The 23,544-nt window shown below is 65.2% G+C and carries 23 protein-coding genes; 13 read left to right on the forward strand and 10 right to left on the reverse strand.

The window, feature by feature from the left end:
* Window positions 1–281 precede the first annotated feature (281 nt).
* Entirely contained in the window at window positions 282–1,940 is a 1,659-nt protein-coding gene (locus tag FYC77_RS10745) for a globin-coupled sensor protein (RefSeq protein WP_149081506.1), read from the forward strand.
* Window positions 1,941–1,945: 5 nt separating this feature from the next.
* Here FYC77_RS10745 and FYC77_RS10750 read toward each other — a convergent pair whose 3' ends face one another.
* The gene (locus FYC77_RS10750; RefSeq protein ID WP_149081507.1) at window positions 1,946–3,973 is read right to left on the reverse strand and encodes an ATP-binding protein; all 2,028 of its coding nucleotides are present in this window, start codon (window positions 3,971–3,973) and stop codon (window positions 1,946–1,948) included.
* A gap of 374 nt (window positions 3,974–4,347) precedes the next feature.
* On the opposite strand from FYC77_RS10750, the gene FYC77_RS10755 reads away from it, so the two are divergent.
* Window positions 4,348–5,490: a M20 family metallopeptidase gene (locus tag FYC77_RS10755; protein WP_149081508.1), complete on the forward strand. Its 1,143-nt coding sequence runs from the start codon at window positions 4,348–4,350 to the stop codon at window positions 5,488–5,490.
* Window positions 5,491–5,522: 32 nt separating this feature from the next.
* Here the strand turns inward: FYC77_RS10755 and FYC77_RS10760 are convergent, their stop codons facing one another.
* Both FYC77_RS10760 and FYC77_RS10765 read right to left on the reverse strand, forming a co-directional pair.
* Window positions 5,523–5,741: a zinc ribbon domain-containing protein gene (locus FYC77_RS10760; protein ID WP_149081509.1), complete on the reverse strand. Its 219-nt coding sequence runs from the start codon at window positions 5,739–5,741 to the stop codon at window positions 5,523–5,525.
* Window positions 5,742–5,787: 46 nt separating this feature from the next.
* Window positions 5,788–6,144 carry a hypothetical protein gene (locus FYC77_RS10765; RefSeq protein WP_149081510.1) on the reverse strand — a complete coding sequence of 119 codons (357 nt, stop codon included), beginning with the start codon at window positions 6,142–6,144 and terminating at the stop codon, window positions 5,788–5,790.
* A 164-nt stretch (window positions 6,145–6,308) separates the two neighbouring features.
* Here FYC77_RS10765 and FYC77_RS10770 point away from each other — a divergent pair, with 164 nt between their 5' ends.
* The 4 genes from FYC77_RS10770 (at window position 6,309) to FYC77_RS10785 (ending at window position 10,300) form a co-directional block, all read left to right on the forward strand.
* Entirely contained in the window at window positions 6,309–7,862 is a 1,554-nt protein-coding gene (locus tag FYC77_RS10770; RefSeq protein WP_149081511.1) for a carboxypeptidase M32, read from the forward strand.
* Between the two features lie 55 nt (window positions 7,863–7,917).
* Window positions 7,918–8,526, forward strand: a complete 609-nt coding sequence (locus FYC77_RS10775; protein WP_394349017.1) for a metal-dependent hydrolase — start codon at window positions 7,918–7,920, stop codon at window positions 8,524–8,526.
* An 88-nt stretch (window positions 8,527–8,614) separates the two neighbouring features.
* Window positions 8,615–9,361: an SDR family oxidoreductase gene (locus FYC77_RS10780; protein WP_149081512.1), complete on the forward strand. Its 747-nt coding sequence runs from the start codon at window positions 8,615–8,617 to the stop codon at window positions 9,359–9,361.
* Between the two features lie 342 nt (window positions 9,362–9,703).
* Entirely contained in the window at window positions 9,704–10,300 is a 597-nt protein-coding gene (locus FYC77_RS10785; RefSeq protein ID WP_149081513.1) for a hypothetical protein, read from the forward strand.
* 33 nt (window positions 10,301–10,333) lie between these two features.
* Here FYC77_RS10785 and FYC77_RS10790 read toward each other — a convergent pair whose 3' ends face one another.
* The gene (locus tag FYC77_RS10790; protein ID WP_149081514.1) at window positions 10,334–11,746 is read right to left on the reverse strand and encodes a cytochrome P450; all 1,413 of its coding nucleotides are present in this window, start codon (window positions 11,744–11,746) and stop codon (window positions 10,334–10,336) included.
* An 83-nt stretch (window positions 11,747–11,829) separates the two neighbouring features.
* Here FYC77_RS10790 and FYC77_RS10795 point away from each other — a divergent pair, with 83 nt between their 5' ends.
* The 5 genes from FYC77_RS10795 to FYC77_RS10815 all read left to right on the forward strand — a co-directional run bounded on the left by FYC77_RS10795 (window position 11,830) and on the right by FYC77_RS10815 (window position 15,685).
* On the forward strand, window positions 11,830–12,540 hold the full coding sequence (locus tag FYC77_RS10795) for a helix-turn-helix domain-containing protein (RefSeq protein WP_149081515.1): 711 nt from the start codon (window positions 11,830–11,832) through the stop codon (window positions 12,538–12,540).
* Between the two features lie 81 nt (window positions 12,541–12,621).
* Window positions 12,622–13,611 (forward strand): ABC transporter substrate-binding protein, encoded by a 990-nt coding sequence (locus tag FYC77_RS10800; RefSeq protein ID WP_149081516.1) that lies wholly within the window; start codon window positions 12,622–12,624, stop codon window positions 13,609–13,611.
* A 38-nt stretch (window positions 13,612–13,649) separates the two neighbouring features.
* On the forward strand, window positions 13,650–14,153 hold the full coding sequence (locus tag FYC77_RS10805) for a desampylase (RefSeq protein WP_149081575.1): 504 nt from the start codon (window positions 13,650–13,652) through the stop codon (window positions 14,151–14,153).
* Between the two features lie 101 nt (window positions 14,154–14,254).
* A complete protein-coding gene (locus FYC77_RS10810) occupies window positions 14,255–14,629 on the forward strand; it encodes a VOC family protein (protein WP_149081517.1) in 375 nt (124 codons plus the stop codon).
* Between the two features lie 267 nt (window positions 14,630–14,896).
* Window positions 14,897–15,685 carry an HpcH/HpaI aldolase family protein gene (locus tag FYC77_RS10815; RefSeq protein WP_149081518.1) on the forward strand — a complete coding sequence of 263 codons (789 nt, stop codon included), beginning with the start codon at window positions 14,897–14,899 and terminating at the stop codon, window positions 15,683–15,685.
* Window positions 15,686–15,772: 87 nt separating this feature from the next.
* On the opposite strand, the gene FYC77_RS10820 is transcribed toward FYC77_RS10815, so the two are convergent.
* Both FYC77_RS10820 and FYC77_RS10825 read right to left on the reverse strand, forming a co-directional pair.
* Window positions 15,773–17,434, reverse strand: a complete 1,662-nt coding sequence (locus tag FYC77_RS10820; RefSeq protein ID WP_149081519.1) for a tRNA uridine(34) 5-carboxymethylaminomethyl modification radical SAM/GNAT enzyme Elp3 — start codon at window positions 17,432–17,434, stop codon at window positions 15,773–15,775.
* Between the two features lie 54 nt (window positions 17,435–17,488).
* Window positions 17,489–17,986 (reverse strand): GNAT family N-acetyltransferase, encoded by a 498-nt coding sequence (locus FYC77_RS10825; RefSeq protein ID WP_238386898.1) that lies wholly within the window; start codon window positions 17,984–17,986, stop codon window positions 17,489–17,491.
* Between the two features lie 329 nt (window positions 17,987–18,315).
* Here FYC77_RS10825 and FYC77_RS10830 point away from each other — a divergent pair, with 329 nt between their 5' ends.
* Entirely contained in the window at window positions 18,316–19,041 is a 726-nt protein-coding gene (locus FYC77_RS10830) for a CPBP family intramembrane glutamic endopeptidase (RefSeq protein WP_149081520.1), read from the forward strand.
* A gap of 12 nt (window positions 19,042–19,053) precedes the next feature.
* Here FYC77_RS10830 and FYC77_RS10835 read toward each other — a convergent pair whose 3' ends face one another.
* On the reverse strand, window positions 19,054–19,716 hold the full coding sequence (locus FYC77_RS10835; protein ID WP_149081521.1) for a helix-turn-helix domain-containing protein: 663 nt from the start codon (window positions 19,714–19,716) through the stop codon (window positions 19,054–19,056).
* Window positions 19,717–19,878: 162 nt separating this feature from the next.
* Between FYC77_RS10835 and FYC77_RS10840 the strand changes: the two genes are divergently transcribed.
* On the forward strand, window positions 19,879–20,214 hold the full coding sequence (locus tag FYC77_RS10840) for a DMT family transporter (RefSeq protein WP_149081522.1): 336 nt from the start codon (window positions 19,879–19,881) through the stop codon (window positions 20,212–20,214).
* A gap of 78 nt (window positions 20,215–20,292) precedes the next feature.
* Here FYC77_RS10840 and FYC77_RS10845 read toward each other — a convergent pair whose 3' ends face one another.
* The 3 genes from FYC77_RS10845 to FYC77_RS10855 form a co-directional block, all read right to left on the reverse strand.
* Window positions 20,293–20,775 carry an SHOCT domain-containing protein gene (locus FYC77_RS10845; protein WP_149081523.1) on the reverse strand — a complete coding sequence of 161 codons (483 nt, stop codon included), beginning with the start codon at window positions 20,773–20,775 and terminating at the stop codon, window positions 20,293–20,295.
* A gap of 104 nt (window positions 20,776–20,879) precedes the next feature.
* Window positions 20,880–23,009, reverse strand: coding sequence for a DHH family phosphoesterase (locus FYC77_RS10850; protein ID WP_149081524.1), 2,130 nt, complete (start codon window positions 23,007–23,009; stop codon window positions 20,880–20,882).
* Between the two features lie 91 nt (window positions 23,010–23,100).
* Window positions 23,101–23,364: a hypothetical protein gene (locus tag FYC77_RS10855; RefSeq protein WP_149081525.1), complete on the reverse strand. Its 264-nt coding sequence runs from the start codon at window positions 23,362–23,364 to the stop codon at window positions 23,101–23,103.
* Window positions 23,365–23,544: the final 180 nt, after the last annotated feature.

Raw genomic sequence — 23,544 nt, forward strand, 5'->3', positions numbered from 1 at the left:
TAAGGTCAGTACGTGACGATTGGTTTCGTGCACCACGACAGTCGCTACCCAACGACTCGAGTGTGCGTGCCCAATCGATCGAGTTCGGACGGACGTCGATTGTCGTGTGCCTCTGACACAGACGAACCCGGTAAGGCGTTCGAAGCTGCCCGAACCGAACGCCTCATCCGCGTCTCGAACTCGCAAGAGACGGCTCTCGTTCTGGCGGCCGATCCAGACGGCGTTCCCAGTGAGCGGGAAGAGGCGATTCTTCGAAGACCTCGCTCGAGTACGTTTCGTTCATGAATCCGGAACGGTCGTTTGGGAACGGGAGGTTGAACCACTTCGTCGACGTCGACGAACTCGTCGCGTCCATCGGTCTCGACGAGGAGGAGATCGCCTGGCGAAAGGAGTTCGTCGGGTTCGACGAGGCCGACGAGCGACGGCTGGCCGATCTCGAGTCACTGCTCGAGGCGAACGCGGATCAAATCGCCGACGAGTTCTACGAGAACCTCCTCGAACACGAGGAAGCCCACGCAATCGTCGACCGCTCACCCAAAGGGGTGGAGGCGCTAAAACGGACCCAGAGCGCGTACCTCGTTTCGCTCGCGACCGGGACGTACGACCAGGCGTATTTCGAGAACCGGGCCAGAATCGGGAAGCTCCACGAACTACTCGATATGCCGCTGAAACAGTACGTGGGGCAGTACGGCGTCTACTACGAGTTGCTGTTGACGCGGCTCAGCGAACGCGTCCAGCGACAGGTCGTCGACGCCGCCGAAGAGTGGGCACACGAGCGTGAGGAAGCCGAATCGGAGTCGACTCGAGCGATCGACGGCCTGATCGACGCGTTCGGATTCGGTGATGGAGGCGAGGGTCGGCCTTCCGAGGACGAACTCGCCCTGGAGACGTCGTTCGAGGAGGCGATCAGGGCTGCCATCGACGACGGCATGATGGACGTCCTCGCGCTGTTGCGAATCATTAATCTCGACCTCCAGATCGCAGTCGACACGTACGTCGACTCCTACGCCAGGGATCTCGAGCGGGCGACCGAGCGCCGTCGCCAGCTGGCGTACGAGGTCGAATCGGACGTTCAGGCACCGATCGAGGAGCTGTACGACGCGAGCGAACTCGTCGCCAACCGGGCCGAATCGATCAGCGGTCACGCGGCGAACCAGGCGTCGGCCGTCAACCGGGTTTCGGGGGAACTCGAGGATCAGAGTGCGGCCGTCGAGGAGATCGCGAGCACTGCCGACGAGGTACGCTCGGAGAGTGCCCGAACCGAGCGGCTGGCCGCGGCAGGCGTCGAGTCGGCCGACGATGCACTCGACGACCTCGAGGCGATCGACGAGGCGGCCGAGCAAACCGAGGCGGCCGTCGAACGCCTCGAAGAACGGATCGACGAAATCGACGAGGTCGTCTCCCGACTCGAGAGTCTCTCCGAACGAACGGGGCTTTTAGCGACGAACGCGAAGATCGAGTCGACCCGGTCGGACGCCGGCGACGCCACGATGGGTGTGATCGCCGACGAGGTTCGAACGTTCGCCGAACGAACGAAACAGGATCTGACCTCGATCCAGGAGGCCGTCGAAGGCGTCCGTGCGGACGCCGTCGCGACGATCGAGGCGACGGAGGAGACTGTCGATCGGGTCGATGACGGAACGGACAGCGTTCGTCAGACGGTCGACTCGCTCGAGGCGATCCACGAATCGGCGCAGTCGACGGCGGCCGGGATGGAAGACGTCGCGACCGCGACCGACCAGCAAGCACGGAGCCTCGAGGTGACCGCGGAGACGGTCGGGGACGTCTCGACGGCCGCAGACCGGATCGCCGATGCGACCGAGTCGCTGGCCGCCGCGAGCCAGGAACAGACGGCGAGCCTCCGAGACGTCGGCGACACCGTCAGCAGGCTCACCGACGATCCGGAGCCAGAGCCGCCGGTGTACGAACGGATCGAGTAGCGCCACTACTCGACGGTCCGCTCGAGTTCGACGACGGTGACGTCCTCGAACGTCGCCTCACACGGCTGTCCGGAGACGACGCTACAGACGACCAGCCCGACGTGGATCGGTGTCGTCTGCTCGATCCGACGTTGATCGATCGCTGTCCACTCCTGGCCGTCCTGGGAGACGAAACACGTCACGTACCCGTCCAGGAGGTCGACGCGGAACCACTCCGATCGAGACTCCTCTCTGAGCTGTTGGCTCGTTCCGTCCTCACCACGCTGGGTGCGCCAGAGGACTTCGGTCCCGAATCCGGGCGTCGCCCCGACGAACCCGTACGTCGAGGCGTCCTCGAGTTCGTCACGGATCATGAACCCGGCCTTGCTGAACGCGTCGACCTCCTCGATGTCGGTGACGCGGCCACGGATACTGACGGGGCCGTCGACGGGCGTATGGACGAAGTAGAAGTCGTTCCAGTGACGCCAGATATTGGTTCCGTCGGCGCTGACTGACCACCGATCGGTTATCGGGTCGTACTCCGCTTTGCCCTCGGTCTGGAGCGTTCCAACCTCGATCTCGTCAGTGAGCTCGAGCGCCCTGTCAGCGTGGACGTCCGACCGATCGTCTGCGATGGGCTCGAGCACCATCGGAGAGTTCGTAATCTCGAAGCGAGCACCGCCTTCGGAGCTCTCGCCGATCTCCAGGCTCCAGCCACGTTGGACGCAGACGTCCGAGACGATGCTTAGGCCCATTCCGCTTCCGTCCGATTCGGTGGTGTACCCCGCCTGAAGAACCGACTCTCGTTCGGATTCCGGAATACCAGGGCCGGTATCTTCGACGTAGAACCCGTCCTCGAGCGGACCGACGCGAACGGTCACGTCCGACTCGCCGTGGTCGATCGCGTTTTTGAACAGGTTCTCGAAAACCGGCCGAATCGTCTCTTTGGCAGTGTAGACGGTTGCAGCGGGCGGTAACTCGTTCTCGAGGGTCGCATCGCGCGTGTAGAGGACGTTCCACACCGAGTCGGCAATTTCGACGAGTTCGTTCGCCCCCCGCTCGGGGGCACTCGATAGGTCCTTTGCGATCGACTCGAGGTCGGTAACGATCTCTTCGATCCGCTCGAGTGACTCTTGTACGGCGTCGAAGGATTCGTCGGCCCCACTCGTTCGGGCGAGCTGAAGGTGTCCCATCGCCACCTGTAGCGGGTTCTTGAGGTCGTGTCTGACGTTCGTCGAGAACTTCTCGAACTGATCGCGGAGGATCTCGAGTTCCAGCTCCGTCCGTTTGAACTCGGTGATGTCGACAGTCATGCCGACCAAGCCCTTCGTGGTCCCGTCGTCGCCGACCCACGGAACCTTCGTCGTGCGCATCGCGTAGGCCGTCTTGCCGTCGCCGTACTGTTCGTCTCGGTCGTAGATCGGTTCGCCGGTCTCGACGACGCGAACGTCGTCCTCGTACGTCTTTCGGGCCATCTCCGGGTTGGCGTCGCCGTAGATTTCGACGTCGGTCTTCCCGATCGCGTCGGCGGGATCGACGTTATCGGGGACCGACGCGACGCGGACGTATCGACCCTCCCGGTCTTTGACGTAGACGTTCGTCTCGATCTCCTCGAGCAGCGTGGTGAAAATCTCGCTCTCTTCGGCCGCTTCCCGTCGCCGGGAGTACGTATCGATCACGTCGTCGACGGCCCGGCGAACCGTTTCGGCGGAATCCGATCGCGTGTAGTATCCACTCACACCGGCGTTGAGTGCCTGTCGAGCGACCTCGTGGCCCTCCTCGTGTTCGTCGACGTAGAAGACGACGGGAAGATCTGCCTCGAGTTGTTCGACCCGGCGACAGAGGTCGATCCCCGTCGTGTCCGACAGCGACCGGTCGGTGACGACGCAGCCGATATCCTCGCGCTCGTCGATCGTCTCGAGTGCGCTCGCACCCGTCTCCTCGAGGAGAACCTCCGTGGCGGCCCCGTCGAGGAGCGTCTCGCGGAGGGCTGGCTCTCGGACCGATTCGCCGACGACGACGACGACGGTCGGTTCGTCGAGCAACCGACTCACCGATCTGACACCTCGACTCGGGCGCGTGCATGGCGTTCGGTCATCGTCTCGCGTCGTCGCCGGTTGCCGACCGCGAAGCGTGGCTCTCGTGACTCGACGACGTCACGGGACTGTCGTGTGACGTTTCCATCCGTACGAATACTCTCTCGTGTTCAGTGCCATTATCTTAGTGGCCTCGAAACCCGACTCGATCTCGGACGATACACACTACCCGAACAGGTGTGCCACTATCTCGAGGGGCTCGAAGGAGCGCTCGAGGCCCTCGAACGGATCGGGAGCGAGTCGACAACCCGCTCTCACTGTCGACAGTGTCGGGATATCGGGACGGATCTCACTGTCGACAGTATCAGGGATATCGGGACGAATGGACGACTATGAGCTCCTCAGTCGCCGAGTTGACCCGCGAACTGGTCGCCATTCCGAGCCACGACGACGAGACGGCCGCCGGAGACGCCATCGAGCGCTGGCTCCGCGAGGAGACGACCGCCCACGTAACTCGAGACGCCGTCGGAAACGTCCTCGCGCGCAAGCGGGCGGACGGATCCCCTCGAGACGAACCGGCCCCTCGAGACGAATCGGACGACCGTCGATCGCTCGCGTTCGTCGGCCACCACGACGTCGTGTCGCCGGCCGACTCACAGATTCGAGACGCCCCGGAGCCAGGCGAGTACGTCGTCGAGGAGCGCGATGGGCGGATCTACGGGCGCGGCGCGGCGGATATGAAAGGTGCCGTCGCGGCCGCAATGGTTGCCTTCCGAGAGGCGACGCCCGCCGAGCGAGCGGATCTCGTCTTCGCGAGTTTCGTCGGCGAGGAAGTCGGCGGCGTCGGCGCGCGCCACGCCATCGAGGAGGGGTTCCTCCCCGACTACGCCGTCGTCGGCGAGGGATCGACGAACTACTCGAGCCCCGGCGTCACCGACGTCGTCGTCGCCCACCGCGGTCGACGCGGCGTCACCGTCACCGCCCACGGCGTCGCCTCCCACGCCAGCGAACCAGAAGCGGGCGAAAACGCCATCTACCGCGCGGCCGAGGCCGTCGAGCGCGTTCGCGACCTCGAGTTCCCGTCGGTGGAAGTGGCCGGTGAAACGCTCGCCGGAAGCGTCGCCGTCACCGAGATCGACGGCGGCTCCGCGATCAACGTCGTTCCCGACCGGTGTTCGTTCACCGTCGACGAGCGGACCGTCCCCGGCGAACGGGCCGACCTCGAGATCCTGGCCGACGTTCCCGGCCTCGAATGGACCGTCGATCAGGATCTGCCGCCGATGCAGTGCGACGACGACGCGTTCGCCGAGGCGACCCTCGAGGCGGCTCGCGAGAGCCAATCCGGTAAGCCGGAACTCGTGACGAAACCGCACGCGACGGACGCGGGGTGGCTCTCCCAGGCCGGGACGGAGTGTGTCATCGTCGGCCCCTCCGAACCCGGCGAGGCCCACACGAGAGACGAGAGCGTCTCGATCGCCGTCCTCGAGCGCTGCCGGGAGACCTACCGGACGATCGCGGAGTCGTGGCCGGCCTGATCACTCGAGCGACGCTGGCAGGAAAGACCGCACTACTCGGGGTCGGACTCACTCGAGTCGTCGGCCGACTCGTCGGCCGGCTGTTCGCGCTCGACGACCGCCCCGCCACCACACTCCGGGCACGACTCCTGTTCCGTATAGAAGCGCTCGCCGCAGTTCTGGCAGACGTAGGGGGTGCCCTCGTCGGCCGCCTGTTTCGCCTCGTGCGTGAACTTGCCGACCTTTCGCCCGAGATCCTCGAAGAGCCCCATCGTCTCTTCGTTGTCGCTCGAGGCGGAAAATAGTTCGCCGGCCGACCTACGTTCCCGGAACGCCGACCGCGCCGAACCCGGTGAGACCGAGGGCTGCGAGGACCCACAACACGATCAGGACGGTGACCCACGCGATGACGCCGATCATCGCCGCGGCGGTCCAGTCGGCGGGATACCGGACGTTGATGACCGCTACGTACGCGAGCAACGCGAGTAGCGGTCCCAGGAACGGAATCCAGCCGACGAAGAAACCGACCACTGCCCAGACGAGTGCCCCGATCAGGGCAGTGACGATCGCGTGGTCGAAATCGCCCGCGCCGACGATCACGCGTGCGCCGACGTAGATCCCGAGCGCCCCGAGTACCAGACTGACCGCGAAGACGATCGCCGAAGCGAGGACCATATCGGGAATACGTCGACGCGCTCGAACAGTCTAGGGCTTGCAGTTCCAGACGACGGGGGCTCTCTACGAGTCTACGACCAGTTCGTCGGTGAATGAGGCGGGCACCGTGATCCCCGGTTCCGGAACCACGACGTTGATAGCGCCCGCCGTGCTAGGCCCGAAAAATGGCAAGCGAACAGTCATCGACCGAGACGGAGGCGTCCGACGTGTACGACGAGTTCGAGACCCGCGTCGAACGCATCTCCAACGTCGGCAACGCCGCCGGTATCCTGCGGTGGGACCAGGAGGTCGTCATGCCCGACGAGGGGACGCCAGCCCGTGCACAGCAACTCTCCACGCTGTCCTCGATCAGCCACGAACTTCTCACCGACGACGAAACCGGCCGACTCCTCGAGGAGCTCGAGGCCCGAGACCTCGACGACGAACGGGCCGCCGTCGTCCGCGAGGTTCGCCGTCAGTACGACCGAGAGACCAGTGTCCCGCAGGAACTCGTCGAGGAGATCTCCAAGACCACCGCCAACGCCCACCCCACCTGGAAGCAAGCCAAAGCGGAGGACGACTTCGAGACCTTCGCGCCCGTCCTCGAGAAGCTGGTCGAGCTCAAACGGGAGTACGCCCACCACATCGATCCCGACGCCGACCCCTACGAAGTCCTCTTTTCGGAGTACGAACCCTACATCGAGCTCGAAACTGCCGAAGAAATCCTCGAGCGGCTCCGCGACGAACTCGTCCCGCTGATCGAGGCGATCGACGAGAGCACGGAGGCGCGAACCACCTCGGACGACGCTGCCCTCGAGACCGACGCGTTCGCTGGGGAGTTCGACGACGACGATCAGGAGGCGCTCGCACGCGACGTACTCGACTCGCTTGGCTACAACTGGGATCGCGGCCGTCTCGACACCGCACCGCACCCGTTTTCCTCGGGGACGCAGTTCGACGCCCGCGTCACGACGCGCTTCGAACCCGAGGATCTGCTCGGCTCGATCACGTCGACGATCCACGAGTTCGGGCACGCGAACTACACGCTCGGACTCCCGGACGAGGCGTACGGAACGCCACTCGGCGAGGCTCGAGACCTCTCGGTCCACGAATCACAGTCCCGGCTCTGGGAGAACCACGTCGGTCGCTCCCGGCCGTTCTGGGAGCAGTTCCTGCCGGTCGCCCGCGAACGGTTCCCCGAACTCGAGGACGTCACACCCGAGGAGGCGTACGAGTCGGCAAACCAGGTGTACGACGACAACCTCATCCGCGTCGAGGCGGACGAACTCACCTACCACCTCCACATCGTCATCCGGTTCGAGATCGAACGCGACCTGATCTCGGGTGACCTCGCGGTCGAAGACGTCCCCGAGACGTGGAACGACAAGTACGAAGAGTACCTCGGCGTCCGCCCCGAGACCGACGCCGAGGGCTGTCTGCAGGACATCCACTGGTCTCACGGCTCGTTCGGCTACTTCCCGACGTACTCGCTTGGCTCCGTCCTGGCGGCCCAACTGTACGCCGCCGCCGAGGACGAACTCGGAGAGCAAGACGACCGCATCCGCGACGGCGACTTCGGGGACCTGAACCGCTGGCTCCGCGAGAACGTCCACCGCCACGGGAAACGCTACACGACCCAGGAACTGATCGAACGGGCCACCGGCGAGGAGTTCACCGCCGACTACTTCCTCGAGTACGTCGACGCGAAGTACGGCGCGCTGTACAGTCTCGAGTCCTGACACCTTCCGTTTCGACCCTCGAGTCTTATCTTCGAGCAGGCCTTAGACGCCCCCGATGATGGTGACGACCCACGCGCTTGTCGGGCTGTTCGTCGCCCTGCCAGTCGCGATTCTCGTTCCCGAACACGGCCCAACGGCCCTCGCCGCCGGCGCCCTGGGAGGTATCGTCCCCGACCTGGACGTCTTCGCGGAGCACCGCCGGACGCTCCACCAGCCGGTGTACGGGTTCGCCGCAGCCGCGGGTGCGCTTGCCGTGGCGGTCGTGGCCCCGACTGCGCTCACGCTCGGCCTGTTCGCGTTCCTGCTCACCGCGGCGCTTCACTGCGTCGGCGACGTCGTCAGCTGTGGACTCGGCGCTAGGCCGTGGGACAACCCGCCGTCCGATCGGGCGGTTTACGACCACGTCCGCGGAACGTGGGTTCCCCCGCGGCGGTGGATCCCGTACGACGGATCGCCGGCCGACCTCGGCTTCGCGGCAGTGATTTCCCTGCCGCTCGTGGTGGTTCTGGACGGCGTCTGGAAACTCCTGATCGTCGGCTTACTCGCCGTCTCGATCGGGTACACCGTCAGCCGAAAGCGCCTCGAGGACGTCGCGACGTGGGGCGCTCGATTGCTCCCGTCCCGGTTCCGGCGGTACGTTCCCGAGCGATACCTCGTCTCCTGATCCTGCCTGCGACTCGATCACCTGGCGTCGACCGCTATCGCGTGGAGCGAAACACCGACGGTGCTGGCGAACCCAGGTGGAGGCGACCATGTCATCCGACCGTCGGCTCCAGGAACAGACGGCGATCGTCACCGGTGCGAGCGCCGGAATCGGGGCGGCGACCGCCCGAAAGCTCGCAGCCGAGGGCGCGAATCTCTCACTCGCGGCACGGAGCGAGCGTCGGCTCTCGACGCTCGCCGAGGAACTCGAGACGGAGTACGGTATCGATGCACTGGCGGTCCCGACGGACGTCAGGGCGGAGGACGACGTCGACGCGCTGATCGACGAGACCGTCGAGACCTTCGGTGGGCTGGACGTCCTCGTGAACAACGCGGGGCTCTCGCGGGGCAGCGACGTCGCCGCGATGGCGACCGAGGAGTACGAGACGATCCAGGAGACGAACGTCGACGGCGTCTTCTACGCGACGCGGGCGGCGATCCCCTACGTCAGCGAGCGCGAGGGTCACCTGATCTTCGTCGGGAGCTTTGCAGGGCAGTACCCGCGCTCGTTCAACCCGGTTTACGCCGCATCGAAGTGGTGGGTGCGAGGATTCGCGAAGAGCGTCGCGGCCCAGGTCGGCGACGAGGGGGTCGGCGTCACCGTCGTCAACCCCGCCGAGGTTCGCTCGGAGTTCGAGACGACCGACGGCTCGACGTTCGCGGAGGCCTTCGAGGAGGGTGAGGCGAGCGAACCCGAAGAGGTCGCCGACGCCATCGCCTTCGCCGCCACGCGCGAGGGCTCGAGCGTGAGCGAACTCGACGTCAACAGGCGGGACAAGTTCGCGGACAACTTCTGATCGCCGATGGACCGGTCGAACGCGTTTCGACGGGAGCTACTTGCGCTCGGGAGCGGTGGGCTCGTGACGATCGCCGGCTGTCCCTCCAACGCGGGATCGGGACGCGACCGACGACGGAACGGAGACCGCCGAGCGGGGATACTACCACGTCGAGGGGTCGTCTATTCGGCGAACGGAACGCAGCGGCGCGGCTCCGGTCGACGGAATCGCACTCGACTGTTCGACCGGGTGATCGACGGGGTTGGGCAACCGAGTTAGCCCGACGACGGGGTGACGGACCGGTATAAGGAGGGTGGTCCTGCCGGCAGTGCCGTTAGGCCGGGAGCACCGCTGGACTCGAGTATGCGTCTCTCCATCCCTGGCGTTCCTGGTGTCTACTACGACACCGATTCAGGAACCACGGCGATTGCCGCCGTCACGACCGCCGCTGGTCGGTACGCACCGAAACCGAAGGGGTACGCCATCCAGTTGCTCCCGTACCTCTGGTCGTTCGACGTCGACTTACACGAGGTACCGAACGATCACCCCATCCAGTTCCTTCACCCCGAAGGCGCGCGCAGTCTCGGCACCCTCTCGAGCGGGCAGGGACCGCGGCGGGCCGGCGACGACCTCGAGTCCGTGCTCCGGTTCGTCTGGTCTGTCAACCGCGAGGTCGAGTCGGCGACGAATCGTCTGGTCGGCCGTTCGCCGGACCACGACGGCGTCGTCATCGAGATCCAGGAAGGAAGCGTCGGCGTCAGCGGGACGGAACTCGAGACCGACGCGTTCGATATCCACGAAGGCGACGTCTCCGATTCGGGCGGCGACGGCGAGTTCGGTGCCGACCACAGTTTCGACCTGAACGCCGACGAGGGCGACGGCAGCGATGACAGTGATGGCGGCGGCGGCAGCGATGGGGAATGCGACGCGGACGAGTTCGACAAAGGCGGCGAACTGTAGCGGCGGGCACGACCGATTCGCCCGAACGCTCGGTCACCGCCGATGCAGTCGGATCCGAACGTCCTCCGCTGGACCGAACGTCGTCGTTGGCGAGATCTTCGGATCTGGGTCGCTCAGCAACTCTAGATCGAACCGCCGAAGCAGGGTTGCGACGATCAGCGTCATCTCGAGGGTCGCAAACCGCATCCCGATGCAGTGGCGGGGTCCTCCGCCGAACGGGAAGTAGGCGTACTCCGGGCGGTCGTCTTCGGAGCCGTCGGTCCAGCGCTCCGGCCTGAACTCCTCGGGTGCGTCGTAGAAGCGCTCGTCGCGGTGAATGCGAAACTGGGGCAGGGTGAGAATCGTCCCCTCGGGAATCCGGTAGCCGGCGATCACGACGTCCTCGAGTGCCCGTCGGAACAACATGTAGACCGGCGGGTAGCGCCGCATCGCTTCCGTGATCACCGCGTCGATGTACTCGAGATCCCGGACGTGCTCGGCGCTCGGCCGATCGTCACCGACGACCGACTCGAGTTCGGCACGGAGTTCGTCGACGACGTCGTCGTGCTGGGCGAGGAGCAAGAACGTGTACGTGAGCGCGACCGAACTCGTCTCGTGGCCGGCGAAGAGGAACGTGACGAGATTGTCGCGGATCTCCGCCTCCGAGAGCGCGCATCCTTCCGATCCGCCGGCGCGGACGAGAACCGAGAGCAGGTCGTCGCCGTCGGATCCCGTCGCTCGCCGCTGGCCGATCAGTTCGTCGACCCGTCGTCTGTACTCGTCCATCGTTCGCTCGAAGCGCCGGTCGGCCAGCGACGGGACCCACTCGGGGAGAAACGTCGACAGTCGCCGTGCGTCGGCGCGGTCGTTGATCGCTCGCGCGGCCCGGACGACCGCCTCGTCGTCCGACGTCGGATCGACCTCGAGATCGAACAACGCTTCGGCCAGTATTCGGAGTGTGAGTCGGGAAAACTCCCGGTTCGCTGCGATCACCTTGCCGTCGTCCCAGCGGTTCGCCGCCCGGTCGGCGTACGTCGCCATCGTCTCCGCGTACGACTGTACCCGATCGGTGGTGAAGACGGGTTGCATCACGCCACGTTGGCGTCGCCACTGCTCGCCGTCGCTCATCACGAGCCCCTCCGCACCGATGTCGAGGCCGAGGTCGGCGAAGAGGTAGCGCTCGAACCGTTCGTGTTCGGACACCAGCACGCGCTCGACGTGGTCGGGGTGTAACAGCGCGGTGAACGTGTTCCTCACGATGCTGTACCGGACGACGTCCCCGTGTGCCGAAACGACGTCGTAGAAGCCGAACGGATCGTTGACGACCTGGAACGCGTTCCCGACGATTGGGTAGCCGGCGGGACCCGGCGCAGGCGGATACTCCTCGATCGGACGATCACTCTCGTTTCCTTCGCCCGCGTCGATCCCCTGACCGGTTCCGTCGGTGGCCGACGATCCTGATACCATACGCAGTGAGACGAGCCCTCGGCGGATCCGGATTACCTCGAACCTCCTAGGGTGTTTTTATACTCGAGATCGAATGTCCACCGATGAAGTACCTCGACGTCCGGATTCGCCAGCCCGACTGGATGCTCCACCCGATGCAGGAGTTCATCCGGTACGACGACGCCGTCCGGTACGAGGAGCTACTCACGTGGAACATTCAGGAGGGGGCGGGTCTCGAGTACGAACTGTTCTACGTAGAGGGCGACCTCGAACGCTACCGGGAGGTGATCGAGGGCGTCGAGTCGATCCGTGACTACCGGATCGCGCCCATCGACGAGAAATCGTTCCACGTCTGGGCGTGCCAGGAAACCCGACCCGAGGACCGATCGTGGCGTGCGGCGTTTGCCGACCGGAACCTGCTCGTCGTTCCGCCGGTTCGGTTCGACGACGCCGCTGCCATGGGCATGACGCTCGTGGGAGAGGGTGAGGACCTGCAGGCGGTACTCGAGGAGCTACCCGCCGACGTCGAAACGACGGTCGAGGAGATCGGCACGTACGATCGCCGCGGGGGGACAGTCGCCGGGACTCTCACCGACCGCCAGCTCGAGGCGGCGAGTACGGCGCTCCAGCTGGGTTACTACGACGTGCCGCGAACCGCGACGCTCGCCGACGTCGCGGCCGAACTCGGCTGTGCCGAGAGCTCCGCGTCCGTGGCGCTCAGACGGGCACAGCGAGCGGTCTTCTCGTGGGTGCTCGAGCGCTACGGCGGCGCAGTTGGGACGTCGACGAGGAGCGACGGTCCGGTCGACTCCTGACTGATCGCACTCGTAGACCAGACGACGATCGATCGTGGCTCGAGCCGGCCGTTTTTGTCCTCGGAGTGCCTACGCCAACTCATGCGTATCGTCACCACGCTCCCCTCGGCGACGGAGATCGTCGCCGCGCTCGGGATCGATCCGGTCGGCGTCTCCCACGAGTGTGACTTCCCGCCGCGGATCGAGTCGAACCCGTCGGTCACTCGCTCACGAATCGACGCCGACGCCTCGAGCGAGGAGATCGACCGCCAGGTCCTCGAGGTCGGCGAAGACGGGGTATACGAGGTCGACCTCGAGACGCTCGAGAAACTCGAGCCGGAGCTGATCGTCACGCAGGGGATGTGTGACGTCTGTGCGGTCGACGAGGCCGTCGTCGCCGACGCCGTCGACGAGATCGCGGCCGATCCCGACGTGCTGACGACCGATCCCCACAGCGTCGGCGACGTACTCGCGGACGTCGAACGGATCGGGCGGGCAGCCGGACGTGAGGACCGCGCTCGCGAGGTCCGTGCCGGCCTCGAGGAGCGGATCGACCGCATCCGAGAACGAGTCGCGGATCGCGGTTCCGAGGGAGCGGGAATCGACGACCGGCCACGGGTCGCCATCTTCGACTGGACGGACCCGGTCATGATCGCCGGTCACTGGACGGCCGAACTCGTCGAGTGGGCCGGCGGCGAGTACGGACTGGCCGGCGTCGGCGAGGCTTCCCGGCCGCGCGAGTGGGCGGAGATCCGCGACTACGACCCCGAGATCGTGATCGCCGCCCCCTGCGGGTTCTCCCTCGAGCAGACGGCCGAAAACCGCACCGACCTCATCGACTACGACGGCTGGGCCGACCTGACGGCCGTCCGCAAGGGACGGGTCTGGGCGATGGACGGCAACCACTACCTCAACCGGCCGGGTCCACGGCTGGTGGAGACCCTCGAAGCGCTCGCGCCGATCGTTCGGCCGGACCTGTTCGACCGATCGATCGCGCCGTCGTCGGACGGGGAGGTGGTGTGTCCGTTCGACGAACTCGGTCGACGAGGCCGGCTCGAGGGACGCGACGGCGACGCTCGGGCCCAACCGTGAGTCCGAATCGCGATCCAGACGAGCCCGGCGCGAGACCGATCGACCGGGAGCGTCGCCGCTCGTCCGACGAACCCGTCGACGCCGCCGTTTCTGGCCCCGCACTCGTCGTTCCCGACGCCGTTCGTGACGCCATCCTCGAGCGCGCCCGTGCCGGCCGGCCTCACGAGGTCTGTGGCGTTCTCGGCGGACCGTTCGATCCCGACGGGCGAAACCGCGTTCGATCGCAGTACCCCGCCGAGAACGTCGCCGACCGACCTCGAACGCGATACCGAATCGACCCCGAGGAGCAGTTCCAGATCTTCGAGCAACTCGAGGAGCGGGGGGAAGAGATCGTCGGCTTCTACCACTCTCACCCGCGTGGACCGGCGGAACCGAGTGAGACCGATGTCACGGAGGCAACCTGGCCGGAGCGGTCCTACCTGATCGTCTCGCTAGAACCCCTCGAGATCGGATCCTGGCGCTGGCGGCCGGCCGACGCCGGAAACGACGCGAGCTCCGAGCCCAGGGGGCGATTCGAACGCGAGCGACTCCTCCTCGAGTAAATATCCGTCCCTCGTCCTCCGTTTGTCCGTACAAATCGAGTGATACGGCCCCGACCCCTGGAGGAATCAATAGTTAAGGGGTGTGGAATGCAGTATGTGGTATGGACGTCATCCACGCCGCAATCTGGGTATCGGATCTCGACGACGCCCGCGCGTTCTTCGTCGACGCACTCGACCTCGAGGAGAACTGGTCGTTCACGCTCGACGGTATCGAAAACGTCTACGTCGGCGGCGATCACGGTGAGATTCAGCTTCGGTACGATCCCGACCGGGAGGATCCGGATCCGGACCGGACGGGACTGGACCACCTTGCAGTCTCGGTCGAGGACGTCGACGCGACGACCGAACGCGTCGTCGAGGAAACCGGCTGCGACGTCGTCGACGGACCGCTGACGGTCGACGACGCCGATGCCCGCGTCTCGTTTCTCGAAGGTCCGGACGGCTACGTCGTCGAACTGGTCGAACCGCTCGAGTAACTGCGACGACCCCGCAGATACACCGGAAAATCGCTCATAAGGGGTGTCGGAGGCGCCATCGTGTTCCTGCGACGAATCGGGAGATGGTCACGAGAGATCGGTCACAGCTATCCCAGAACTGATCTCCGGCCGGGAGATGGCCGTCGAACGCAACTCGTGTTGATCGACGGCGAACTGGATTCTGTCCCCCGTACGACGGTTCCACTCGTGATCGACCGCGATAGGGCTGACAGTGGCTTTTTCCCATCGCTCGCCGAACAGTCCGGCATGACGTTCGCTACGATGCTCCGCGACCGCGAGTCACTCGTCGGCACCTGGGTCGCACTGAACGATCCGGCAGTCGCCGAGATCAGCGCCGGCCTCGAGTTCGACGCTGTCGTAATCGACGGCGAGCACTCGGTCAACTCGATCGAGACGATCACCGAGATGGCCCGCGCAGTGGACGCCGCCGATGTCGACGGCGACAGCGACCCCGGGACGATCGTCCGCCTCTCGACGAACGATACGACGGAGATCAAGCGCGTCCTCGATGCCGGCGTAGACGGTGTGATGGCTCCGATGATAGACGACCCCCAGGACGCGCAGGCGTTCGTCGAGGCCACCCGCTACCCACACGAGGGCGTCCGTGGCGTCGGCTACGGCCGCGCCACCGAGTACGGGGAGGCGTTCCCCGAGTATGTCGACCGGGCGAACGACGAGATCGTCACGATCGCCCAGATCGAAACCGAAGCCGGCCTCGAGAACGTCGAGGAGATCGCCGCCGTCGACGGCCTCGACGGCCTGTTCGTCGGACCGGCCGACCTTTCGGCCGCGCTCGGGATCTTCGGTGAGACCGAAAGCGACGAGTTTCTCGCAGCCGTCGACCGCACTCTCGAGGCAGGCCACGCGGTCGACAAGCCGGTCTCGATACTCGCGCTCGATGGAGACGAGATCGAACGGTGGGTCGACCACGGTTTCGACATCGTGTTCGCTGGCGTCGACATCGACTACGTGAAGATGGGTGGACGGCGCGCGAAGGCGACGTTCGAGGATGCCGCCGGGACTCGAGACGAGTAATCCGACGTGTCGGTTCGATACTGGGACGGGGAATCAGCACCACGAACGATGTACACGCCAGGTCGGCACGAATCCAGACGGCGGCCGCTACAGCCGCTTGCTTACGTACGGCCCGTCCTGGTGATAGCCGAGTTTCTCCCGGTAGTACTCTCGAGCGCCGATACCCGAAATCACACTCAGCTTGTCGTAGCCCGCCTCTGACGCCAGCGTCTCGGCGCGTTCCATCAGCCGACGGCCGTAGCCCTGATGTTGGTGCTGGCCGCTCTCGCTCTCGCCGCCGACGGCGACCTCCGTCCCGTAGACGTGGAGTTCACGGACGAGCGCGGCGTTCTCGAGTTCCGGCCTGACGGGATCGTTCGGGAACCGGAGCCGACAGAAGCCGACCAGCAGGTCCGTCTCGAAGTCCTCGAAGGAGATGAAGTGTTCCGTCCCGCCGCAGGCCTCGTAGGTCATGACGTCGAGTTCGACGGTTTCGGGTTCCTCGTCGTTCATCCCCGCTTCACGACAGCGGATGCAATCACAGGAGCCGCCGCGATCCTCGAGTCGCTGGCGTGCGAGTTGTCGGAGGTTCGACTTCCAGACGCCCGCGTCGATGTGATCGGCGGGGATGTCCCGTTGGACACGCTGGAGTCTGGTGTATCGGGGGATCATCTCCTTGATCTCCGCGACGAGTTCGGCGGCCTCGTCGTTCGAGAGCGGCTCGTACTCGCCTCTATGCCACCAGTCGTAGGTCGCGGTGTCGCGGACGACCAGCGTCGGATAGATCTTCAGGTAGTCCGGCCGCCACTGCTCGTTTTCGAAGAGTTCACGGAAATCCTCGAGACACATCTCTGTGGACATGCCGGGCTGGCCCGGCATCATGTGGAAGCCGACCTTGAACGCCGAGTCGCGCAGGCGGCGGTTGGCGTCGATCGAGTCCTGGGTGCCGTGGCCGCGGTGCATTTCTCGATTTATCCGCTCGTAGGTGGTCTGGACTCCCACTTCGACCTTGGTCCCGCCTAGCTCGAGCATCCGGTCGATCTGCTCGGGATCGCACCAGTCGGGTTTCGTCTCGAACGTCGTCCCGATGTTGCGGACGTCGTTCGTCTCGTTTTCGGCGATGACGTCCTCGACGTAGCGCCACTCGTATTCGTCGGGATCCTGGGCGAAGCTGACACCCTCCGCTGGCTCCGGTTGCTTCTCGACGTCGAAATCGTTCATCGCCTCGAGTGCGCGCTTGACGAACCACTCCTGGTAGTCGTGGCTCCGGGCGGTCATCGTCCCACCCATCAGGATGAGTTCGACCTTGTCGACGGGGTGGCCGATTTCGCGCAGTTGCTCGAGTCGGAGCGTCACCTGCCCGTAGGGGTCGTAATCGTTCTGGACGCCCCGTGCGGCGGCGGGTTCCTCGCCCGTGTAGCTCTGGGAGGAGGAAAACTCCGAATCCGGGCCGCCGGGACAGTACAGACACTTCCCGTGGGGGCATCGTTCGGGCGAGGTCATGATCGCGACCGGCGAGACGCCCGACGCGGTGCGGACGGGCTTGCGCTGGAGGACTTCCTCGAGTTCCTCGCGGCGCTCGAGAGGTGCGTAATCGAGCACCTCGGAGTTTTTCGGTACCTTCGGCGCGGAGTACTCCGAGCAGGCCTCGAGTTTGGCCGTTTCGACCTCGTCGCGTTCGATCTCGCCGGCGAGGATGCGCTCGACGAGCGTCTCACAGACCTGCTCGAACGCGTCGGTCTCGGTCGGATCGGGCGTCTCGGTACTCACTACAGGGGTTTCGTCGCGCGTCGCGAATAAGCGTGTCGGACTCGAGAACGGAGCTCACCCCGGTCGCGAACTGCTGTCCTCCCCACGGCCGTACTGCTCGCGCGTGATCGTGTACCGGTGGCGGTCGACGATTCGACCGTCCGGCCGAACCGTCGCGTTCCTGATCAGGCCGTCGTAGCCGCCGCCGAAGCGCTCGACGTAGCCCTCGACTGTGGATCGGGACCTCTCGTTTTCGCCCTCGACTGGAATCGCGACGAGATCCAGATCGAGCCGGTCGAACGCGAGTTCGATCAACGCCGCCGCTCGCTCGCCGGAGTAGCCACGGCCCCAGAACCGCTTTCGCAACCAGATTCCCGGCGTCGCCGTCTGCGTCTCCCAGTCGACGATCAGACAGGCCGCTCCCGCGATCTCGCCGGCGCCGTCCTCGCCCTCCCGCGGTCGAATCAGGTACTGCGCTCGCGTCCCGTCATCCCACTTCGCCCCGAGATCCTCGACGTACTCGGCGGTCTCGTTCGGCGTTTCGTGGGGCGACCACGGTAAGTACGCGGTCACGTTCTCGATATTGGGATTCGGTGCGAACAGAGTCAGTAGTACTCGAGGACGTCGGCGGTCTCCCGACAGAGCCACTCGAGGTAGAGTCGGTTGGTCCAGAGTTCGGGCGGAAACAGTGACATCGCTATACGACGTATCTGTTCAGTGTTGTATAACTTTGGCCACCAATATGCAGTAACAGAGATCGTCCCCAGGAGGTTCGATCTCGCTCGAACGCCCTGATCGAAAACACCGGCTCTACGCGGACTGCTGTCAGTAGGGTGTCTTAAACGATCGAACTGTGCAGCAGGAACGACGATCGGTCTGGTCGTCGTACCGTATTCGTAGAGATGAACGTGGATTGGCCGTTCGAGTGGGGCGGATCGAAACGAAACGAACCGTCAGAGGTAGATCGGCTCTGGACGAGCCTCGGAGCAGCCACGCTGGTTCTCGCCGTGATCTTCGCAGGCATCGCCGGATACTACGCCGCGGTGGGGGAGGCGGGAGCCGAACCGCCTGCAGGCGTCGTCTACGGCGCGACCGGCGTCGGGTTTCTCCTCGCTGGAGCTTTTCTGTGGTGGCGCTTCGACGAATCCGAACGCTGCGTCGCGTTCCCCGTAGGCCGGCCGAACCGGGCCGAACTGGTCTGGACGCTCGCGTTCGTTCCGCTGGGCGTAGCCGCGTTCGTCGGCGGCGAGTGGGTCGCGGGAGTACTCGGGTTCGAGATGACCGCATTCTACGACTACGACCTGACGAACCCGGTGACGCTCCTCGCAGTGTTGTTCGGGCCGGTGATCGTCGGCCCGTTGGTCGAAGAACTCATCTACAGGGGGGCACTTCTCTCCTCGCTCGAGGGGCGTGGATGGTCGCCGATCGCAGCGGGTCTCGGATCGATCGTCGTCTTCGCCGGCTCCCACGTCTTCGCGCTCGGTATCGCGGGCGTGTTCGCCATCGCCGCGTGGGCCGTCTTTCCGACTGTCCTCAGACTCCGGTTCGAGAATCTCACTGGTGCGTGGCTCCTCCACGTGCTCAACAACGTCTACGCCTACGTAATTGCGGTTCACTTTGTCCTTTGATTGCGCGCTGTGTCAGTCGTCGACCGACGCGACGAGCGCGTGAACGATCTCCCGTTCGGCCCGTCGCAACAGGTCCGACGCCGTGCTCTCCGTACACTCGAGTTCCTCGGCGACGTCCGCGAGCGACCCGGCTCGAGGGACGTCGTAGTATCCCCGACGCGTGGCGACTCGCAACGCACGGTACTGTCTGGTCGTCAGACGGTCGGTGATCCGCCGGCCGCGTCCGTGATACTCCCCGACGGAGTCGATTTCGACCGACACGGCCTCGGAGAGGTCGTCGACGACTTCGCCCAACGTCTCGAACGCACCGAGGATCGTGATTCGGACGACGCCGTCCTCGACGACGACCGGGGGGACGTGAATGAGGTCGTGTTCGAGAAACGCCGTCCACCACGACGGGCGCTCGTGGGCGTTCGCCTCCTGGAGGTAAACGTAGAACCGCTCGTCGTCGACGGGACGGATCTCGTACTGGACGATTTCGGACGCCTCCGCCAGCGCGTCCGCGTAGACGTCCGGATCGCCGTGGACGAAACTGAGCTGGTTGAGCACCATCCCGCGACTCATTCGCCACGTGAGCAGTTCCTCCCGGACGATCGCCTCGCTCGAGGCGAGTGTGCGACTGAGCTCCGACTGGTAGGCCGGACCCGGCTCGACGGTCAGATCGACGAACTGCATCGTACGAACGGGTTGGACGCCCGAAAAGAAATGCGCGCCGATAGTCGACACGCCGGTCTCGCGCCCCCTGGAAGAGACGAACGGCCCGTCGACGTGCCCAACGCTGGACAAGTGGGACCACGTTTGAGAGCGACTAAGACGGTCTCGAACGCCTTCGAACGCATGAAGGAGTACACGTATTTGGCTGGTGCGATCGTCACCGAAGTGATCGGCACGTCGGCGCTGAAGCTGTCGAACGGGTTCGAACACGCCGCGCTGGGTGGGCTTGCCATCGCTCTCTACGTCGTCTCGTTTTACTTCGTGAGTCAGGCGCTGACGTTCCTTCCTGTCGGACTCGTCTACGCAACGTGGTCCGCGGTCGGGATCGTCGGTCTGGCGGCGATCGGAATCGTCTTCTTCGACGAAACGGTCGACCTGGCCGCAGTCGTTGGATTCGTCCTCGTCATCGCCGGCGTCGTGTTACTCAACGTCTACTCGTCGGCGTACAACCCAGTGTAAGCCGGTCGACCGGAGGTGGCTTCGGATCGAGAGGGGACAGCCGCTCGTCCCGACGACCGCGAGCGCCACCGGTGTGGGTTACGTATCGAACTCGAGATCACGGTCGCGACTCTGGCGGTTCTCCTCGCGAGCCTGACGACGCCAGTGTTCGACGTCCTCGAGCGTCTCGGTCTCGAGCAGACGCTCGAGTTTGCGCTCGAACTGCTCGTCGGTCAACTCGCCCGCGGCGTACCGATCGCGAAGCGTCTCGAGGGCGTGGGCGTTGTTCGTCTTCCGACGTTCGGGTTCGGTAGCCGTCCGGTCGTCAGCTTCCTTCTCGTCCGATCCCCAGCCCCACCAGTCGTCTTCGGCGTCGTCCGACCAGTCCCACCATTCCTCACGATCTTCCTCGTCGCCGAACAGCAACGCGACCAGCGGGACGACGACGATGTACCCCACGAGCAAGAACGGAAGCCACCACCACTGGTTGGTAAACAGCCCGACGAGCCAGATGCCGGTGACGACCATCGCGGTGATCTCCGTGACGTTCTCACGGAACCGCGTCGCGGGATCCTCGGCCATATCGTGTCGTACCAGCGGAAGGCCGAAAGCTGTTTCCACCGACGCGGTCGCTGAGCGATGGTGCGACCCGGAGAACTGGACTGGCGCTGTCCGGTCGGTTCTGGTTACGCGAGCGTCTCGCCGAGCGCCTCGAGTGCCGCCTCGCGGACGGCATCGCGTTCGCCTGGCAGGTACTCGACGTGACCGTCCGCGCCGCCGACGACGCTGACCCCGGCGTTCGGGGCGGCGTCGGCGATAGCCTCGCCGAGTTCGCGGACGTCCAGTGAGTCCGTCGCGCGGGCGTACAGTTCGTCGTCACCGATTCCGAGCGTCACCGCCGTTCCCTCCTCGCGACGCCGGTGGAGCGCGTCCAGCAAGAGCGTCGTCGTCGGGAAGTTGTATCGGTGCGTAAAGGCACCCGTGTCGAGAACGGCGACCGAGACGCCGTCGACGTCTTCGGTCTCGACGTTCTCTCGAGCCGTCTCGAGTTCGGTCTCGAGTTTCGCTCGGAACTGCTCGGAGACGTGGGCGGCGAGATCACCGTCCCGCGGGCGTCCGTCCTCGTCGTCGAACAGCAGGTCGGCGACGAGTTCGCGCTTGTCCTTGTACGACTGGTAGTACGCCTCGAGTGCGACGGCTTCGCGGCGTTCGGAGATGGCAGTCTCGTCGTAGCCGGCCTCCTTCGCGAGCTCGAGATACGCCTCGGGAGCGTTCACCCAGTAGCTGACAGCTGGGAGATGCTCGACGTCCTCGCGGACGTCCTCGTTGATGTGAGCGGCGACGTTCGCTGCGAGCGCAGTCGAGGTCAGATCGGAGACGTCCGCGCCCGAAAGCGACGGCGCAACCGCGGTCGTGACTGCGTCGACGATCTCCTCGTCCGCTCGGCTGTCGTCGACGACGAGCGCCTCGGCGTCGTACAGCGAGAGCAGGTCGTAGCCGTCGACGGATTCGACGGTCGACCCGGCGTCGACGAGCACAACGAGCGGGAGCTGTTCGCCGTGGCGATCCCGCGCCTCGAGCATCGTCGTAACGTCGTCGGTCGCAGCGTCCATCCCGTAGACGCGCCCGTCGAGGGGCCGACGCTCGAAGTAGTGGTACTCGGCGTCCTCTCGCGTGTGTTTCTCGCGGATCAACGGAAGGACGGCCCGTTCGATCGCCGCGCCGGCGACGTAGCCGTCCGCCGTCGCAGCGTGGCGGACGACGATCGGTCGAGCTTCGACGACGGCACGGCGGATCGCGGTTGCGGCATTTCCGACCTCGCTCTCGACAGCGGCGACCGCATCGTGTTCGGCGAGCAAGCTGATCTCGGCCGGGCGCGCCTCGCGTTCGATCGCGTTCTCGAGCCGGTCGGTGACGGCGTCGGCGTCCTCGCCGTCGAGCACGTCGAGCGTCTCGGTTTCGACCTGCAGGTCGCCGTGGTGGCGTTCGACCTCGCCCTCTAAGGCGACGACGTCGTCGACGTCGACGGCGGGGTAGGCCCTGACGCCGGCTTCCTCGAACGCAGCGCACTCGACGGTGCCCGTCTCGTCTCGAAGCTCGAAGACCGTCGGGCCGCTCGTCTGGCGGACGCCGACGATCTCACCCTCAAGTCTGACGACGGTTCCGACCTGATCGTCGATGGCGTCGATCGTCGTCCGGTTGAGGGCGGGCTCTTCCTCTGGCTCGTCGCTGTCGGCGGCCGGAGTCGACGCGGCCGCCGTCTCGGTCGAGACGGAACCGCTTCCGCCGGCGACGGCCTCCGTCGTGGTGCCCGCGTCGGGGCTCGGCTCCTTGGACGCCTCCTCCTCGGAGACGGCATCGTCCTCGGCTTCGTCGTCGCCGTCGGTGCCCGGTTCGGTCTCCGAGTCCGATGGAGCGTCGGCTCCATCCCCGAACTCTTCGGGCCGGAACTCGTCGTCGGCCGTCTCGATTAGCTGCCCGCGGAACTCTCGTTCGCGCTGGCGGATCGACCAGCCGAGGTCGACGTTGCCGTTGTCTCGAACGTCGAGTACCTGGACGAATACCTCGTCGCCGGGCTCCCAGTCGAGGCTCTCGAGTCGTTGATCTAGTTCGCTTCTGTGCAACAGACCGGTGACGTGATCTCCAACGTCAACGAAGACGCCGAAGTCGGCGTAGCCGTCGACGGTTCCCCGATAGTATCGGCTCGGGGTGAGCTGGGAGGCCGCGTTGCCGTGAAATTCGAACACGACGTCCTCCTCGTGGCTCTCGCAGATTTCACCGTCAACGGGTATGCCGCAGATGATACAGTTACCCATCTACTCGGATCAAGCAGTTTCGTCCTAAAACTGTTGTCGAAATGCGTCCGATCCGCGTTCGCACGCGATATCGGGGACGACAATCGTCAGATCACTCGAATACCGGTGACTCCTCCTCGAGTTCGTCGATCTCGTCGACGAGTTTCCTGACGTGGTCGGGAAACAGCGACACCTGTATCTCGTTTTCGTCCTCGTCCTCGAAGACGAGTTTGACGCGCTTGTCGCCGAACTCGCGGGCCTCGGCGTCCTCGACGTCGAACAGCTTGACCGTCGCCGACTTGTTCGTCGGACCGACGTTCTTGATCGATCCCTCGTTCAACTCCACCATGAACTCCTCGAGTGTGAGTGCGAGCATACCCGTCGTAGGAGCGGTGGGTAAAAAACGACACGGCATCGTCGGTGGCGGTCGTCGAGAACGCACCGACGCCGATCGCGTCGCGACCGGACCGCATGCGTGGTGTGTCAGTTCGCCTGCGGCGTGTGGGGGTTCCGATAGCTATCGCATAAATGTTGGTGATCGTACATTGCTCCGTTT

Origin of the sequence: Natrialba swarupiae (assembly GCF_008245225.1) — an archaeon.
Lineage (GTDB): Archaea > Halobacteriota > Halobacteria > Halobacteriales > Natrialbaceae > Natrarchaeobius > Natrarchaeobius swarupiae.